Here is a 16155-nt window from a genome sequence, read left to right on the forward strand (position 1 = left end):
TGCGGGTTCCGTCGCCCTTCCGCAGCAGGGTCAACGTGAATTTTGTTCACGCATTGCCGTCGTGCTGTCACGAGGGTTAAATATTGCCGCGCTACAGTGGCCCATCCTTCCCACTTGCCTGCCGCCCATGCTGGAACTCCGCCACCTGCGCACCCTGGCCGCCCTCCGTTCCGCGGGCAGCCTGGTGCGCGCCGCCGAACTGCTGGAGCTGACCCAGTCGGCCCTGTCGCACCAGGTCAAGCTGCTGGAGGACCGCTATGGCGGCCCGCTGTTCGAGCGCAAATCCGTGCCGATCGGTTTCACCGCCACCGGCGCGCGGCTGCTGCGGCTGGCCGACCTGGTGCTGCCGGAAATCGCGCAGGCCGAGCGCGACGTGGCGCGGCTGGTGCAGGGCGACCAGGGCCGGCTGCGCATCGCGCCGGGCAGCCACGCCGCGTTCGACTGGCTGATGCCGGTGATGGACGAATTCCGCCAGCGCTGGCCGGAGGTGGAAATCGACCTGGTGGCGGAACTGCGCGATTCGCCGGCCGAACTGCTGGCTGCCGGCGAGGTGGATGTCGTCATCGGTGCCGCCTGCGGCGCGGGTGCGGTGCCGCTGTTCCGCGCCGAGATCGTGGCCGTGCTGGCGCACCAGCATCCGCTGGCGGCGCAGCGGCGGCTGGGCGGGACCGATTTTGCCGGCGCCACGCTGATCACCTATCCCGAACCGGAGCAGCAGATCGAACTGGTGCGCGACGTGCTGCGTCCCGGCGGCATCCCCTTCGTGCGCCGCACGGCCGGCATGACGGCGGCGATCCTGCAGCTGGTGGCCAGCCGCCGTGGCATCGCCGCCTTGCCGTTCTGGGCCGTGAAGCGCCACCTGGACGACGGCTACGTGACGGCCCGCCCGATCGGCGAACACGGCCTGTGGAGCGACATGGCGGTGTCGCTGGCGCCGGGGCTGCGGCACACGCCCTACGTGGTCGACTTCGTGAAGGTGCTGCGCGAGCAGTGCGCCACGCGGCTGCCGGGCGCGCGGCTGCTGGCCGAAAGGCCGCTTGGAAGCTAGAGGCCGATTGGACGTTAGGCACCGATCTGCCCGTGTCGTAGAGCTTGATGTAGATCAAATATCTCATCACTGTCGCCAATTAGCATGAAAGCCTTTGCGCCATCTCAGTCGGGAAGGAACGCTCATGCTCATCGCCCCCTCGGTTTTACCTGCGGAGTTGCTGTATGCGACCCGCACCCTCGTCGAATCGCACCTGGCCGGCTGCAACGCCCTGTGGCAGGCCGCGTTCGACAGCTCCGCCACGCTGCTGGACGTGCACGTGAAGGCGGCGCGCGCCCAGCTGGCCGCCGCCAACAGCGCCTCGAACCAGCTGCTGTTCGTGCGCGATCCCCAGGACCTGCTGGACATCGCCGCGCGCCAGGGCCAGCAGGCCTTCGACCGGGCCCAGCGCTACGGCCGGCAGATGGCCGGCGTGGCCAGCCATGCCCACGAACGATTGGGCGAGCTCGGTAAGGACATCGCTGGCTCCTCGCGGCACAACCCGATAGAATGAAATGTGGTAATCACAACCCCCGCTGGCCAAGCATGTCAGTACACTGGAGAAAGTAAATGGATGATGTAGTCATCGTTGCCGCGGCCCGTACCGCGGTTGGCAAATTCGGCGGCAGCCTGGCCAAGATTCCCGCAGCGGACCTGGGCGCCCATGTGATCAAGGGCCTGCTGGCGCAAACCGGCATCGACCCGAACCTGATCAGCGAAGTGATCCTCGGCCAGGTGCTCACGGCCGGCGTGGGCCAGAACCCGGGCCGCCAGGCCATCATCAAGGCCGGCCTGCCGGACGCGATTCCCGGCTACACGATCAACAAGGTCTGCGGCAGCGGCCTGAAGGCCACCTTCCTCGGTGCGCAGGCCATCAAGGCGGGCGATGCGGACATCATCATCGCCGGCGGCCAGGAAAACATGAGCGCCGCACCGCACGTGCTGAACGGCTCGCGCGACGGCTTCCGCATGGGTGACGCGAAGCTGACGGACACGATGATCGTCGACGGCCTGTGGGACGTCTACAACCAGTACCACATGGGCATCACGGCCGAGAACGTGGCGAAGAAGTACGAGATCTCGCGCGCCCAGCAGGACGAATTCGCGCTGCAGTCGCAGCTGAAGGCGGAAGCGGCGCAGAAGGCCGGCAAGTTCAAGGACGAGATCCTGCCGTACGAAATCGTGTCGAAGAAGGGCACCACCGTGTTCGATACCGATGAATACGTGAAGCCCGGCTCCACGCTGGAAGGCCTGCAGGGCCTGCGTCCCGCGTTCAACAAGGAAGGCAGCGTCACGGCCGGCAATGCGTCCGGCATCAACGATGGCGCCGCCGCCGTGGTGCTGATGTCCGCCTCGAAGGCGCGCGAACTGGGCCTGAAGCCGCTGGCGCGCATCAAGGCCTACGCCTCGTCCGGCCTGGATCCGGCATTCATGGGCATGGGCCCGGTACCGGCCTCGAAGCTGGCGCTGAAGAAGGCCGGCTGGTCGCCGCAGGATCTGGACCTGCTGGAAATCAACGAGGCGTTTGCCGCCCAGGCCTGCGCCGTCAACCAGGAAATGGGCTGGGACACCAGCAAGATCAACGTCAATGGTGGCGCGATCGCGATCGGCCACCCGATCGGCGCGTCCGGCGCCCGCATCCTGGTCACGCTGCTGCACGAGATGGTGCGCCGCGATGCGAAGAAGGCCCTGGCCTCGCTGTGCATCGGCGGCGGCATGGGCGTGGCGCTGGCCGTCGAACGCGAGTAATTCCGGTCGAATAACAGAGTTCCAGAAATTCGCATACACCGGGCCGCCATCGATGCGGCCCGGATTTCACGCACACAAAGGAGATAGCGATGGCACGAGTTGCATTGGTAACGGGCGGTATGGGTGGTCTGGGCGAAGCGATCTGCATCAAGCTCGTTGCGCTGGGCTACAAGGTGGTCACCACCTATTCCCCCAACAACACGAAATACCAGGGCTGGCTCGACCAGATGAAGGAGGCGGGCTACAACTTCGCCGCCTACCCGGCCGACGTGTCGGACTACGATTCGGCGCAGGAATGCGTGGCCGCGATCGTGCGCGACATCGGCCCGATCGACGTGCTGGTGAATAACGCGGGCATCACCCGCGACACCACGTTCAAGAAGATGGACAAGGTGAACTGGGATGCGGTCATCCGCACCAACCTCGATTCCGTGTTCAACATGACGAAGCCGGTGGCGGACGGCATGGTCGAGCGCGGCTGGGGCCGCATCATCAATATCTCGTCCGTCAACGGCCAGAAGGGCGCCTTCGGCCAGACCAACTATTCGGCCGCCAAGGCCGGCGTGCACGGCTTCACGAAGGCGCTGGCGCTGGAAGTGGCGCGCAAGGGCGTGACGGTGAACACCATCTCGCCGGGCTACATCGGCACCAAGATGGTCACCGACATCCCGCAGGACGTGCTGGACACGAAGATCCTGCCGCAGATCCCGATGGGCCGCCTGGGCAAGCCGGACGAAGTGGCCGGCCTGGTGGCCTACCTGTCGTCCGAGGAAGCGGCGTTCGTGACGGGCGCGAACATCGCCATCAACGGCGGCCAGCACATGTCGTAAGCGGTACGAGTCGTCAACAGCACAAGTCTTGAAACAGCACGAGTCTTAAACAGCACGAGTCTTAAACAGCACGAGTCTTAAAACAGCACGAGCAGCCGTCCCGGCGGGACAGGCACCTGTGGCACGGCGCGAGCCGGCGGCAGGTCCCTGTCCCGCTTTTTTTGGCCGCGATTACAATGGTGGGCATGCCATCCCTACTGCCCGACGGAGCCTCGATGCCTGATCCCACACCCGCGTTGCCCCCGCTGTTTCCCACCATCGCGCCGCTGCGCAGCGGCATGCTGCCGGTCGACGAGCTGCACACGCTCTACTGGGAGGAGGTCGGCAATCCGCAGGGCATCCCCGTGGTCTTCCTGCATGGCGGGCCCGGCGCCGGCCTGTCCCCGCACCACCGGCGCTTCTTCGATCCGCGCCACTACCGCGTGATCCTGTTCGACCAGCGCGGCGCGGGCCAGTCCACGCCGCTGGGCGAGGTGCGCAACAACACCACGCAGCTGCTGGTGGACGATATCGAGAAGCTGCGCGCGCTGATGGGCATCGAGCAGTGGCTGGTGTTCGGCGGCTCATGGGGTTCCACCCTGGCGCTGGCGTATGGCGAAGCGCATCCGGAACGCTGCCTGGGCTTCATCCTGCGCGGCATCTTCCTGTGCACGCCGCTGGAAGTGGACTGGTTCATCGACGGCGCCCAGTGGTTCCATCCCGAGATCCACGAGGAATTCGCCGCGCCGATTCCCGAGGACGAGCGGGGCGACCTGCTGCAGGCCTACTACAAGCGCATCATGGACGACGACCCGGCCGTCTACTGGCCCGCCGTGCGGGGCTGGAGCCGCTTCGAAGGGCGCCGCGTGTTCCTGCTGCCGCAGCCGGAAGAGGCGCCGTGCGACACGCTCGACCTGGGCATCGGCCGCCTCGAGGCCCACTACATGGCGAACATGGCGTTCTTCGAGGACGACCAGCTGCTCCGGAACATCGGCCGCATCGCCCACCTGCCGGCGACCATCGTGCAGGGGCGCTACGACGTGATCTGTCCGCCGTTCACGGCCTGGCGCCTGCACAAGGCCTGGCCCGGCTCCGTCGTGAAGATGGTGCCCGATGCCGGCCATGGCGCAATGGAGGCGGGCATCTGCCGCGAACTGGTCGCGGCCACCGAGCAGTTCCGCCGCTTCCGGCGCTTCGACTAGGCGTTACGCTACGGGTAAGTTCGGATATCGGGCGGGACCGGGAGGCTGCTACACTGGCGCCTGGGACCGGAACCGTTTCCGTCAATAATTAGATCAAACAATGAATATCCAGCTGGGCGATATCGGCCACATCATTCAACTGGCGATCGCGCCGGTGTTCCTCCTGAACGGCGTGTGCACCAACCTGCAGGTGCTGATCAACCGGCTCGCGCGCATCATCGACCGCTCGCGCGTGCTGGAAGACCGCCTGGACGTCGCCTACAACGACACCTACCTGAACGAACTGGACGTGCTGTACCGGAGATCGCACCTGATCAACCTGGCGATCACGCTGTCGACCGCCTGCGGCCTATTCGTCTGCCTCGTCATCGCGCTGCTGTTCATCGGCGACACCGCCAACCTCACGCTCGACAAGTACATCGCCGGCCTGTTCGTGGCCGCCGTGATCAGCCTGATCTTCAGCTTCGGCTTCCTGCTGCGCGAGATCTTCATCGCTTCGGCCGCCATGCGCGCGATGCGCCACGTGCGCCGGGCGCCCAAAACCTACGAACCAGCCAACGAGTAAGAAGCACATCATGCACGACTATCAACGTCCCCCGACCCTGCACCGCTACGGCCCGCAGAGCGAACTCGAACTGGCGCTGCGCCAGGGCCAGTTCGCGCTGCGTCCCGTCGGCGGCTTCCTCACGCTGTCGTTCTCGCAGGCGTGGCGCCGCGAGCTGTTCGACCACTTCGGTGCGGACAGCTGCCTCGTCATCCACAACAGCGAGGAATTCGGCGAGCGCGTGCACCGCGCCGTCCAGCGCACCCTGCCCAACTGGGCGGGCATCGACGGCGCCGTCGAATACGGCACCCGCGCGGCACTGGGCGCCGCCTTCACGATGGGCACGCAGGATGCCATCGAACAGGAATGGAAATTCGCCTGGCGGCCGATGCATGCGCAGGCCAGCCTGAATCCGGTGGTGATCCGCATCGGCAGCCTGGAGAATTTCGCGGAAGTGCGCTCGCGGGATTTCTACCCGGCTTGAGCCGAGGCTTAGCGGGGCAGGCCGGCCGTCGAGGCCTGCGAGCGGGCCAGGTCGGTGCTGCTGGAGGGCAGGTTGCGGGGCGCGATGCCCTTGTCGAGCCGCACCAGCACGGCGCCCATCATGCGCTCGACGTCGCTGCGGATGATGTTCGTGCCGAGGATGCCCGGCACGTAGAAGCTCGGCATCATGCGGCCCGAATACTGGATGCGCGTGCCGCCCGTCTCCGGGATCGGCGCCAGCTCCCAGCGCGATTCGTAATGCTTCATGTCGCCCGAGATCAGCGCGATGTCGATCGACGTCATCGGCTGCTCGGTGGCGCGCACGATCAGGTGCACGGCGCGCGACATGAACAGGAAGCGCGCGGTGCCGAACTGCTCGATGATCACCTCGTTGCCGTTGCGGGACAGCACCCGGCAGGACGCCAGGTCCGGCACGAATTCCTCCATGCGGTCATAGCCCGTCAGGATGCGCCAGACGGTGGGCAGCGGCGCCTGCACGCTGCCGGTCGCATCGATCTCGTACATGTGCATGGCATCCTGCGTCACCCGCTTGACGGACACCTGCAGCTTCGGCGTCTCCGCTTTCGGCGTGTCGCCCCGCGGCGCCTGCGCGAACGCGAGCGCCGGCACGGTACAGCCGATCAGCAGGAACAACAGGAGTTGCTTCATGGTTCCAGCGTAAGGGAACTGATCCCGGAACACAAGACCGCACGCCCGTTCGATTCAGCCCACGGTTACCCAGCGCACGCAGTCCATTGCAACCGTCCAGCCCGTGTCCACCAAGGGGGCGGCGCAGGGGTTTCGACAGGCGTAGCTTGGCGCCTGCGAAGCGGTGACGGCTTGCAAGCCGTCACTCCTTCCAGACCCCACATGGACAGTCTCAGCCGTCCAACATAGTTGAGTTCGTGTCCATGTAGGGGTCTGACCCCAAGGTGGACACGGGCTGGGCGGTAGAAGTCGTCAGTGCGCGCTGGCGGCGGGCTGGCGGAAGGTGTCGAGGACGTGGGCGGTGATGCCGTTGGCGAGTTCTTCCTCGCCGATGAAGATCTTGCCGGCGTGTTCCTGGCGCAGCAGCTCGGCTTCCTCTTCGCTGTGGGTGCGCACGACGGTGCGGATGTCCGGGTTCAGCGTGCGCGCGATCTCGATCATCGTGCGCACGTGGAAGGTGTCCGGCGTGGCGATCACCAGCATGCGGGCGTGGGCGATGTGGGCCTGGATCAGCACCGCCGGCTCGCTGGCGTCGCCCGCCACCGCCGGGATGCCATTGCGGCGCAGCTCATCGACCATGTCGCGGTTCTGTTCGGCGACGACGAAGTGGATGCCGTTCTCGATCAGCGTGCGCGCGATGCGGCGGCCCACGCGGCCGTAGCCGACGAGGACGACCTGGCCGGCCAGCTTGGTGCGCGCGGTCGTCGTCGGCAGCTCGGCCAGCGGATCGGCCGGACGCTCGAAGCGGGCCGCCAGCCGCGGATTGTTACCGAGCCAGCGCTCCAGTGGCCGGATCGCCGCGAACACCAGCGGGTTCAGTGCGATCGAGATGATCGCGCCGGCCAGGATCAGGCTCTGGCCTTCCTGCGGCATCAGATGCAGCGAGATGCCCAGCGCAGCCAGGATGAACGAGAACTCGCCGATCTGCGCCAGGCTGGCCGAGACCATCAGCGCCGTGCGCGCCGGATAGCGCAGCACCACCACCAGCACGAATGCGGCGATCGATTTGCCGAACACGATGATGGCGACGACGGCCAGCAGCTGCAAAGGCTGCTCGACGATGATCGACGGCTCGAACAGCATGCCCACCGAGACGAAGAACAGCACGGCGAACGCATCGCGCAGCGGCAGCGATTCCTGGGCCGCGCGGTGCGACAGTTCCGATTCGCGCAGCACCATGCCGGCAAAGAAGGCGCCCAGCGCGAACGAGATACCGAACAGCTTGGTGGCGGCGAAGGCGATGCCGACGGCGGCGGCGATCACGCACAGCGTGAACAGTTCGCGCGAACCGGTGCGCGCCACCTGCCACAGGATCCACGGGAACAGCTTGCGGCCCACCAGCAGCATGAACGCCACGAAGGCGGCCACCTGGCCCAGCGTGATCCCCAGGGTCATCCAGATATTGGCATCCGGATCGACGCCGCTCGTGTCGCCGCCCAGCGAGGGCGCCAGCGCCGGCAGCAGCACCAGCACCAGCACGGTGACGAGATCCTCGACCACCAGCCAGCCCACCGCGATGCGGCCGTTGAAGGAATCGAGGATGCCCCGTTCTTCGAGCGCACGCAGCAGCACCACCGTGCTGGCCACCGACAGCGCCAGCCCGAACACGAGGCCGCCGCCGATCGTCCAGTCCCACCAGTAGGCCAGACCCATGCCCATCGCGGTGGCCGCGGCGATCTGCAGCACGGCGCCGGGCAGCGCCACCTTGCGCACTTCCCACAGGTCGTCCAGCGAAAAGTGCAGGCCCACGCCGAACATCATCAGCATCACGCCGATCTCGGCGAGCTGGCCGGCCAGGTGTGCGTCGGCCACGAAGCCGGGCGTGGCGGGACCAAGGAGGATGCCGGCGGCCAGGTAGCCCACCAGCGCGGGCAGCTTGACCTTGGTGGCGAGGAAGCCGAACACGAGGCCGAAGCCCAGCGCGGCGGCGATGGTGGTGATCAGGGTGACGTCATGGGGCATGCAGGCGGGGTTCCTTTCGGGGATGGAGGGAGGACTCGTGCGGGAAACGGCAAGCCATTTCCGCATCGAGTATAAACCGTCATCCCCGGCCGGCCTTGGAAACCGCCGGCGCTGGCGCTGCTGCTGATGTTGCGGCAAGTGCCGCTGCAGGTGTCCACGGAAGGTGTCCGACACCATTCCCGATCGCGGCAGTGACCGCAATGAGGCGTGTGGCGGGAACGGTGCCAGCCACCGGTTGGCCTCCGGTATCAGCCACCGGTTGGACCTGGCCCCGCTTACAGCTTCTGCACCACCACGCTGCCGATCGAATACCCGGCACCGAACGAGCAGATCACGCCGTAGGCGCCCTGTGGCAGGTCGTCCTGGTATTTATGGAAGGCGATAATCGAGCCGGCCGACGACGTGTTCGCATACGTGTCCAGCACCACCGGCGCTTCGGACGGCTCGGCATCGCGGCCCAGGATCAGGCGCGCGATCAGCTGGTTCATGCTCAGGTTGGCCTGGTGCAGCCAGAAGCGCTTCACCTGCGTCACGTCCAGGCCCGCGCTGGCGATCGAGTTCTTGATCATCTCGGCCGCCATCGGGCACACGTCCTTGAACACTTTGCGGCCCTGCTGCTTGAACAGCTTGTCCGGCTGGCCGATGCCCGACTCGTCGAAGCGGTTCATGAAGCCGTAGTTGTTGCGGATATTGTTCGAGAACGACGTCTTGAGCTTCATGTCGAGGATCGCGAAGCGGTGCTCAGACACGGCCGCATCGGCCGCCTCGATCACCATCGCCGTGCAGGCGTCGCCGAAGATGAAGTGGCTGTCGCGGTCGCGGTAGTCGATATGGCCGCTGGTGATTTCCGGGTTCAGCACGAGCACCGCGCGCGCCTGCCCCGTCTGCACGGCGGTGGCGGCGGTCTGGATGCCGAACGTGGCGGAGGAACAGGCCACGTTCATGTCGAAGCCGAAGCCTTCGATGCCCAGTTCCTGCTGCACTTCGATGGCCATGGCCGGATAGGCGCGCTGCATGTTCGAGCAGGCGACGACGACCATGTCGATATCGGCCGGCGTGCGGCCGGCGCGTTCCAGCGCCTGGCGCGCGGCGGCCACGCAGATCTCGGCCTGCAGCGACAGTTCGTCGTTGGACCGTTCGGGGATCTGCGGCGCCAGGCGGCGCGGATCGAGCGCGCCGGCCTTCTCCATCACGTAGCGGGACTTGATGCCGGAAGCTTTCTCGATGAAGGCGGCGGACGACGGTTCCAGCGCGGTCGCGGTGCCGGCGGCGATGGCGGCGGCATTCTCGTCGTTGAACAGAGCCACGTAGGCGTTGTAGCTTTCCACCAGCTCTTCGTTGGAGATGGCGTGCGGCGGCGTGAAGAGGCCGGTCCCGCTGATGACGGCTTGTTTCATGGGCAAACTTTCGAAATCGTTAAGGCGCGGATCGTGAGCGCGCCTGGGTCGGCGCCGATTTTACCCCAATCGCCGCATGAAAAAACGGCGCCGCGGGTTCTCCCCGGGCGCCGTCCTCCGCTCTGCCGTCTTCCTTATTTGCCGGTCACCGGCGTGGCCGCCTGCACGATCGTCGATTCCGGTTTCGCCGTCTGCACGGGCAGGCCCTTCAGCTGGTTCAGCGCCTGCGTCAGCTGGAAATCGCCGGCGCTGCCGTATTCGAGCGGCTCGCGCTTCTTCTCCAGCGCCAGGATGCGCACCTGTTCTTCCAGCTCGTCGCGGCGGTCCCTGGCGGCCTCCGTGTCGCGGTCGTTGGACAGGTGCTTGGCCAGGTCCGCCTCGCGCATGCGCAGCGCGTTCAGGCCGTCGCCATCGGCGTATTCGTTGACCAGCACGTCCGGCACGATGCCCTTGGCCTGGATCGAGCGGCCGTGCGGCGTGTAGTAACGCGCGGTCGTGAGCTTCAGCGCCGTGTCGGACGTCAGCTGGCGGATCGTCTGCACCGAGCCCTTGCCGAAGGTCTGGCTGCCGATGATGGTGGCGCGCTTGTAGTCCTGCAGCGCGCCGGCCACGATCTCGGAGGCGGACGCGGAACCCGTGTTGACCAGCACCGTGAGCGGCACGCGCTTCAACGCGTCCGGCAGGCGTGCCAGCGGATCGCTGTCGCTGCGCAGCGAATAGAACTCGGGCCGCGCGTAGTAGGTCTGTTTGGAGTCGGCCACCTGGCCGTTGGTGGAGACGATGGCGGCGTCCTTCGGCAGGAACGCCGCGGCCACGCCGATCGCGCCCTGCAGCACGCCGCCCGGATCGTTGCGCAGGTCCAGCACGATGCCTTTCAGCTGCGCATCCTGCTTGTACAGTTCGGTGATCTTGGCGGCCAGGTCGTCCAGGGTCGGCTCCTGGAACTGCGCCACGCGCAGCCACGCATAGCCCGGCTCGATGATCCTGCCCTTGACGCTTTTCTGGTGGATCTCCTCGCGCACCAGGCTGAAGGTGAGGGGCTGCGGCTCGTCGCGGCGCAGCACCGTCAGCGTCACCTTGCTGTTCGGCTCGCCGCGCATCTTCTTCACCGATTCGTCCAGCGACAGGCCCTTGAGCGGCGTGGTGTCCAGCCGCGTGATCAGGTCGCCCGCCTTGATGCCGGCGCGCCAGGCCGGCGAATCCTCGATCGGCGCAACGATCTTGATGGTGCCGTCCTCGCTCTGGGCGATCTCGATGCCCAGGCCCACGAACTTGCCCTGCGAGCCTTCGCGCAGCTCCGCGTAGGCCTTCTTGTCCAGGTAGGCCGAATGGGGATCGAGCGAGGCAACCATGCCCGAAATCGCGTCGGCCAGCAGTTTCTTGTCCTCGACCTGCTCGACATAATCGGACTTGATGAGGCCATACACATCGGCCAGCTGGCGCAGTTCCTCCAGCGGCAGCGCCGGCTCCGCGGGCCGCTGCGCCATCGCGGAAAACTGCAGCGACACGGCGATGCCCGCCACCACCCCCACGCCCACCAGGCCGGCGCTCTTCATGCGCTTGCCGACCCGTCCCTTGATGCTGTCCTCGTTCCTGCTTTCCATGCTCATGGCGACCCTTCCAAAGCGGCGCGCACGGGCGCCGCTGGCCCAGTATAAACCCGAACGGCCGCGCTGGCGGCGGCTTCCCGGCCCGGCGGCCGCCGTTTTACGGGGATTTACGCCACCCTTAAGGATGGGGAAAAGCGGCACCGGATGTTGCGGCTTTCGACGTCTTGTAGACCTTCCGTTAATGAGAGTAAGTAAATGTAAGAATGCCGGAAAGCACCGATTTCGCGTCCTAAACTGGGTTTGTATTTCTCTCTACCCTGAAGTGGTTTTAGCCTGCGCCCCCCCGGTGCAGGCTTTTTTTTGCACGGAGTTTTCCATGATGATTCGTACCAAGGGCGCGGCTGCGCTGACTTCGGCAATCGTGGCGTTCGCGCTGCTGGCCGCCGGCCCCGCGTCCGCGCTGCCCGTCAACGAAATGCGGGCGCAGGATCTGCTGATGATGGCGCCTGCGCTGAAGGACTCGCTGAAGCTGAACGCCAACCAGGCCACGCTGTGGCAGCAGACCGAGAGCCGCACCCGCACGCTGCTGCGCGAACGCCAGTCGCGCGAGGAGCGCCAGCAGGCGGCGGCGCTGCAGGCCTTGCAGGGCAAGGACGTGGAACTGCGCGAAGTGACCGGCGCCCTCGATGCGGAAAGCGCCCTGCTGCTGGCCGAGGAAAAGCAGCTGCGCGAATGGTGGCTGACGGTGAACGACGCCCTCGACGAAACCCAGCGGCGCGCGGTGGCCGTGTTCCTCGTCGAGCAGATGCAGCGCAAGGCCGAGGGGCCGGGCGGTGGCGGTGCGCCGCGCAGCGATGGCGAGGGACGCGGCGGTCACCGGGGCGGCGGCGGTCCCGGCGGCATGGGCGGCGGGATGGGCGGCAAGGGCGGCGGGGGCGCGGGCGGCATCAATATCGGCCTGTAAGGCACGCAGGCGTAGCAAAAAGACCACGACCGGCGGCGTGGTCTTTTTTTATTCCCGGCCGGGCGTATGGTATTGTCGATTGCCCGGCAACGACCGGGCATCACTGTCATAGACCCAGATCCACAAGAGGGAACTACCTTGAAACGACACCTGTTAAGTGCATTAACGCTGGGCCTGCTGGCCGGCGTCTGCGGCATTGCCGGCGCGGCCGACAAGGCCTCCGCGAGCAAGGCCGCTTCCGGCATCGCTACCGAGTATGTCGACCCATCCGTGCGCGCCCAGGACGACTTCTTCGTGCACACCAACGGCAAATGGCTGGCCACCACGGAGATCCCGGCGGACAAGTCCAGCTGGGGCTCGTTCGCCAAGCTGCGCGAGGATATCCAGCCGCAGCTGCGCCAGATCATCGAGGACGCGGCAGCCGCCAAGAATGCCGGCGCCGAGCAGCAGCGCATCGGCGACTTCTACGCCAGCTTCATGGACGAAGCACGTGTCGAACAGCTGGCCATCGCGCCGCTGAAGGACCAGCTGGCGCGCATCGCCGCCATCGGCGACAAGAAGGCATTGCCGGAGCTGTTCGCCACCGCCAACCGTTATGGCGTGACGATGCCCATCAATTTCGGCATCCACCAGGACAACCGCGATTCGACCAAGTACGTGGCCGACTTCTACCAGGACGGCCTGGGCCTGCCGGACCGCGACTACTACCTGAAGAAGGACGATGCCAAGCTGGCCGATGCGCTGGCCAAGTATGAAGTCCACGTGGCAAAGATGCTGACTCTGGCCGGCGATGCGAACGCCGCCGCCAATGCAAAAGCCATCGTGGCCTTCGAAACGGAACTCGCAAAGATCCAGTGGAGCAAGGTCGAGCTGCGCGATCCCGTCAAGGCCTACAACAAGGTCGACATCGCCAAGGTGGGCGAGCTGATGCCGGGCTTCGACTGGAACGCCTACCTGGCCGCCACGGGCGTGCAGGGCAAGGCCACGTACGTGATCGTCAGCCAGCCGACCTACCTGCAGGGCCTGGACAAGGTGCTGGCCAGCACGTCGCTCGACACGCTGAAGGCCTATGCGCAATGGCACCTGATCCACGAAGCGGCACCTTACCTGTCGAAGGCCTTCGTGGACGAGAACTTCGCGTTCTACGGCACCACGCTGTCCGGCGCGACGGAAAACCGGCCCCGCTGGAAGCGCGGCGTGAGCACCACGGAATCGGCGCTGGGCGAAGCGATCGGCAAGGTCTATGTGCAGCAGCACTTCCCGCCCGAGTACAAGGCGCGCATGGAAGCCCTGGTGAAGAACCTGCTGACCGCCTTCCGCCAGAGCATCAACACGCTGGACTGGATGACCCCGGCCACCAAGAAGGAAGCACAGGCCAAGCTGGCCAAGTTCACCACCAAGATCGGCTACCCGAACAAGTGGCGCGACTACTCCGCGCTGACGGTCAAGCGTGACGACCTGGTGGGCAATGTGTGGCGCGCCGCCGAGTTCAACTACAACAAGGAGCTGAACAAGCTGGGCAAGCCGATCGACCGCGACGAGTGGCTGATGACGCCGCAGACGGTGAACGCCTACTACAACCCGGAAATGAACGAGATCGTGTTCCCGGCCTCGATCCTGCAGCCGCCGTTCTTCGATCCGAAGGCGGATGACGCGGTGAACTATGGCGGCATCGGCGGCGTGATCGGCCACGAGATCAGCCACGGCTTCGACGACCAGGGCGCCCAGTACGACGGCGACGGCAACCTGCGCGACTGGTGGAGCGCGGCCGACCACAAGAACTTCAAGGCCAAGACGGGCCAGCTGGTGGCGCAGTACAGCGCCTTCAGCCCGCTGCCCGGCTACAACGTCAACGGCGAACTGACGCTGGGCGAGAACATCGGCGACAACTCCGGCCTGGCCGTGGCCTACAAGGCCTACAAGCTGTCGCTGAAGGGGAAGAAAGCGCCGGTGATCGACGGCCTGACGGGCGACCAGCGCTTCTACATGGGCTGGTCGCAGGTATGGCGCATGAAGATGCGCGAACCGGCCCAGATCGTGCAGATCAAGACCGACCCGCACGCGCCGGGCCAGTTCCGCGCCAACGGCACGATGCGCAACCAGCCGGGCTTCTACGAGGCATTCGGTGTCAAGTCGGGCGACAAGATGTACCTGCCGCCGAAGGACCGCGTGATCATCTGGTAAGCGTTTGATTCGAGGCTTGCGAGGCCGCCTGCGGGCGGCCTTTTTCATGGCCGCCCGCTTTTTGCAGGCGTAAAAAAACCGCTCCGGGGAGCGGTCCCGTGTCGGATTTCCTGCCAGTGCGTCAGGCTTTCGGCGGCGCTGCGGGCGCCGCTTCGGCGGCAGGCGCATTCTCCGCAGGCGCGGCGGCGGCCGGTGCGGGCACTTCCGGTTCCTTGAACTTGGCGCCGGACTGGTTGGCCATGAAGACCACGGCGCGCGCCACTTCCACGTCATCGAGATCCGGGTTGCCGCCCTTGGCCGGCATCGCGCGGATGCCTTCGATGGCGTGCTTGACGACCGTGTCGTAGCCCTGCGCGATGCGCGCCGCCCACGAGCCGGCGTCGCCCACTTTCGGCGCACCGGCCACGCCCGCGCCATGGCAGGCCTGGCAGGTGGAGGTGTAGATCGCCTCGCCGCCCTGCAGCACCTTCGGCGCACTGGCGTCCTTGAAGGTGAAGCCCTCGTCGGCAACGGGTTTCAGGCGCGTGGCGATGGATTCGGCCGACATGGCGTTCGAGCCGGCGCCGGTGAGCTGCTTCTGCGTGACGTACTGGACGAGGAGGATGATGCCGAAGATGGTAACGAGGAAGAAGCCTACGACTGCTGCGATGAGTTGCTTGGGCGTCCGGATCGCGGACTGGTGCTCGTGGTGTGCGTCGCTCATGATTTCCTTAGTACAAAGGCTGGTCGACCAGCGTTAATGTTTTGACATCCGGGGTACTTGGGTATGGCAGACTTCTTGCCTGAGGGCGAAACGATTATAGTCTCAAAGTTATCGCTTGCGAAACGTTCTGGCAGCGTTGGCAAGCAGGCCGCGGAGCGTCGCCAGAGTGAAATAGTTGTGCTTCGAGATAGACGTGCGCGGGGAAAGCCGGTATCCTTCGGCTTCTCGCAAGACCCGTGCGGCTGTAGCTCAGTGGATAGAGTATTGGCCTCCGAAGCCAAGGGTCGCTGGTTCGATCCCAGCCAGCCGCACCACCCTCCGGATTTCTTTCTTCAGTTCCCCTCGCTTTCTCCTCGCTTCCCTGTTTCCCCCATCTTGTTTCTGCTGCCATAGAATGTAACTTTCAGTTTGCATTCCGGTGCGCGCCAAGTCCATGTCGGAGGATTTTCCATCTCCATGCCATCGGCGTGTTGGGGGCGCCATGTACCCCCTGTCGCCAGCCGTCATGCCAGGCTCTGCCTCATTGTGGCGCAATTCCTGCATCTGCCATGAGCACGCCCGGCCGCGCAAGTACGTGTGGTTTTCCTGCTATCCAGACAATTTGCTGACACTTTCGGTAACAACTGCGATTAAGCTTGCAACACCGCTGACGCTGTTGTCGTGCACTCACCAATTGCCTTGAAGCATTGACGCATTGCCGGGTGTCGGTGGTTTCTGGTGTGTAATATTCGGTTTCTTGCGCAGCAATCCTGCTGCGCGGGAGGACCGAGCTGCCGCAACCTGGGCTGCCGCACTGCCCGACCTGCATCCCCTGCAAGTGCAGAACCCGTTGTAAAGATCGTATCGCTGGAGTTTTTCCCTGTTTTGTCTTCA

14 protein-coding genes and 1 tRNA gene are annotated in these 16155 nt (G+C 65.6%); 10 read left to right on the plus strand and 5 right to left on the minus strand.

Going from position 1 to position 16155, the window contains the following annotated elements; translation table 11 throughout:
* Positions 1 to 127: 127 nt before the first annotated feature.
* The 7 genes from IP91_RS19005 (at position 128) to IP91_RS19035 (ending at position 5815) form a co-directional block, all read left to right on the plus strand.
* Positions 128 to 1048 carry a LysR substrate-binding domain-containing protein gene (locus tag IP91_RS19005; RefSeq protein WP_145650672.1) on the plus strand — a complete coding sequence of 307 codons (921 nt, stop codon included), beginning with the start codon at positions 128 to 130 and terminating at the stop codon, positions 1046 to 1048.
* A gap of 124 nt (positions 1049 to 1172) precedes the next feature.
* Positions 1173 to 1541, plus strand: coding sequence for a phasin family protein (locus IP91_RS19010; protein WP_145650673.1), 369 nt, complete (start codon positions 1173 to 1175; stop codon positions 1539 to 1541).
* A 56-nt stretch (positions 1542 to 1597) separates the two neighbouring features.
* Positions 1598 to 2776 (plus strand): acetyl-CoA C-acetyltransferase, encoded by a 1179-nt coding sequence (locus IP91_RS19015; protein ID WP_145650674.1) that lies wholly within the window; start codon positions 1598 to 1600, stop codon positions 2774 to 2776.
* A gap of 89 nt (positions 2777 to 2865) precedes the next feature.
* Positions 2866 to 3606, plus strand: a complete 741-nt coding sequence (phbB, locus tag IP91_RS19020) for an acetoacetyl-CoA reductase (RefSeq protein ID WP_145650675.1) — start codon at positions 2866 to 2868, stop codon at positions 3604 to 3606.
* 215 nt (positions 3607 to 3821) lie between these two features.
* Positions 3822 to 4787 (plus strand): prolyl aminopeptidase, encoded by a 966-nt coding sequence (gene pip / locus IP91_RS19025; RefSeq protein WP_145650676.1) that lies wholly within the window; start codon positions 3822 to 3824, stop codon positions 4785 to 4787.
* Positions 4788 to 4887: 100 nt separating this feature from the next.
* Complete coding sequence (locus IP91_RS19030) at positions 4888 to 5352, plus strand: DUF2721 domain-containing protein (protein ID WP_145650677.1); 465 nt, start codon at positions 4888 to 4890, stop codon at positions 5350 to 5352.
* A gap of 10 nt (positions 5353 to 5362) precedes the next feature.
* Entirely contained in the window at positions 5363 to 5815 is a 453-nt protein-coding gene (locus IP91_RS19035; protein WP_145650678.1) for a hypothetical protein, read from the plus strand.
* Positions 5816 to 5823: 8 nt separating this feature from the next.
* Here IP91_RS19035 and IP91_RS19040 read toward each other — a convergent pair whose 3' ends face one another.
* The 4 genes from IP91_RS19040 to IP91_RS19055 all read right to left on the minus strand — a co-directional run bounded on the left by IP91_RS19040 (position 5824) and on the right by IP91_RS19055 (position 11491).
* The gene (locus tag IP91_RS19040) at positions 5824 to 6483 is read right to left on the minus strand and encodes an SRPBCC family protein (RefSeq protein ID WP_145650679.1); all 660 of its coding nucleotides are present in this window, start codon (positions 6481 to 6483) and stop codon (positions 5824 to 5826) included.
* Between the two features lie 291 nt (positions 6484 to 6774).
* The gene (locus IP91_RS19045) at positions 6775 to 8484 is read right to left on the minus strand and encodes a cation:proton antiporter domain-containing protein (protein ID WP_145650680.1); all 1710 of its coding nucleotides are present in this window, start codon (positions 8482 to 8484) and stop codon (positions 6775 to 6777) included.
* A gap of 275 nt (positions 8485 to 8759) precedes the next feature.
* Entirely contained in the window at positions 8760 to 9881 is a 1122-nt protein-coding gene (locus IP91_RS19050) for a beta-ketoacyl-ACP synthase III (protein ID WP_145650681.1), read from the minus strand.
* A gap of 134 nt (positions 9882 to 10015) precedes the next feature.
* Positions 10016 to 11491: a S41 family peptidase gene (locus tag IP91_RS19055; protein WP_229474663.1), complete on the minus strand. Its 1476-nt coding sequence runs from the start codon at positions 11489 to 11491 to the stop codon at positions 10016 to 10018.
* Between the two features lie 316 nt (positions 11492 to 11807).
* Between IP91_RS19055 and IP91_RS19060 the strand changes: the two genes are divergently transcribed.
* Both IP91_RS19060 and IP91_RS19070 read left to right on the plus strand, forming a co-directional pair.
* Positions 11808 to 12395: a hypothetical protein gene (locus tag IP91_RS19060; protein WP_145650682.1), complete on the plus strand. Its 588-nt coding sequence runs from the start codon at positions 11808 to 11810 to the stop codon at positions 12393 to 12395.
* Positions 12396 to 12533: 138 nt separating this feature from the next.
* Positions 12534 to 14579: a M13 family metallopeptidase gene (locus IP91_RS19070; protein ID WP_145650684.1), complete on the plus strand. Its 2046-nt coding sequence runs from the start codon at positions 12534 to 12536 to the stop codon at positions 14577 to 14579.
* A 121-nt stretch (positions 14580 to 14700) separates the two neighbouring features.
* Here the strand turns inward: IP91_RS19070 and IP91_RS19075 are convergent, their stop codons facing one another.
* Complete coding sequence (locus IP91_RS19075) at positions 14701 to 15282, minus strand: c-type cytochrome (RefSeq protein ID WP_145650685.1); 582 nt, start codon at positions 15280 to 15282, stop codon at positions 14701 to 14703.
* A 238-nt stretch (positions 15283 to 15520) separates the two neighbouring features.
* Between IP91_RS19075 and IP91_RS19080 the strand changes: the two genes are divergently transcribed.
* Positions 15521 to 15596, plus strand: a tRNA-Arg gene (locus IP91_RS19080).
* Positions 15597 to 16155: the final 559 nt, after the last annotated feature.

The sequence above is a fragment of the Pseudoduganella lurida genome, from assembly GCF_007830455.1.
Classification (GTDB): Bacteria; Pseudomonadota; Gammaproteobacteria; order Burkholderiales; family Burkholderiaceae_D; genus Rugamonas; species Rugamonas lurida.

What these genes read in the sequence shown, in the direction of transcription:
- IP91_RS19035 (WP_145650678.1), top strand. Translation starts at nt 5,363, where the DNA reads ATGCACGACTATCAACGTCCCCCGACCCTGCACCGCTACGGCCCGCAG.
- pip (WP_145650676.1), top strand. Translation starts at nt 3,822, where the DNA reads ATGCCTGATCCCACACCCGCGTTGCCCCCGCTGTTTCCCACCATCGCG.
- IP91_RS19030 (WP_145650677.1), top strand. Translation starts at nt 4,888, where the DNA reads ATGAATATCCAGCTGGGCGATATCGGCCACATCATTCAACTGGCGATC.
- IP91_RS19050 (WP_145650681.1), bottom strand. Translation starts at nt 9,881, where the DNA reads ATGAAACAAGCCGTCATCAGCGGGACCGGCCTCTTCACGCCGCCGCAC.
- IP91_RS19005 (WP_145650672.1), top strand. Translation starts at nt 128, where the DNA reads ATGCTGGAACTCCGCCACCTGCGCACCCTGGCCGCCCTCCGTTCCGCG.
- IP91_RS19015 (WP_145650674.1), top strand. Translation starts at nt 1,598, where the DNA reads ATGGATGATGTAGTCATCGTTGCCGCGGCCCGTACCGCGGTTGGCAAA.
- IP91_RS19040 (WP_145650679.1), bottom strand. Translation starts at nt 6,483, where the DNA reads ATGAAGCAACTCCTGTTGTTCCTGCTGATCGGCTGTACCGTGCCGGCG.
- phbB (WP_145650675.1), top strand. Translation starts at nt 2,866, where the DNA reads ATGGCACGAGTTGCATTGGTAACGGGCGGTATGGGTGGTCTGGGCGAA.
- IP91_RS19055 (WP_229474663.1), bottom strand. Translation starts at nt 11,491, where the DNA reads ATGAGCATGGAAAGCAGGAACGAGGACAGCATCAAGGGACGGGTCGGC.
- IP91_RS19010 (WP_145650673.1), top strand. Translation starts at nt 1,173, where the DNA reads ATGCTCATCGCCCCCTCGGTTTTACCTGCGGAGTTGCTGTATGCGACC.
- IP91_RS19060 (WP_145650682.1), top strand. Translation starts at nt 11,808, where the DNA reads ATGATGATTCGTACCAAGGGCGCGGCTGCGCTGACTTCGGCAATCGTG.
- IP91_RS19075 (WP_145650685.1), bottom strand. Translation starts at nt 15,282, where the DNA reads ATGAGCGACGCACACCACGAGCACCAGTCCGCGATCCGGACGCCCAAG.
- IP91_RS19045 (WP_145650680.1), bottom strand. Translation starts at nt 8,484, where the DNA reads ATGCCCCATGACGTCACCCTGATCACCACCATCGCCGCCGCGCTGGGC.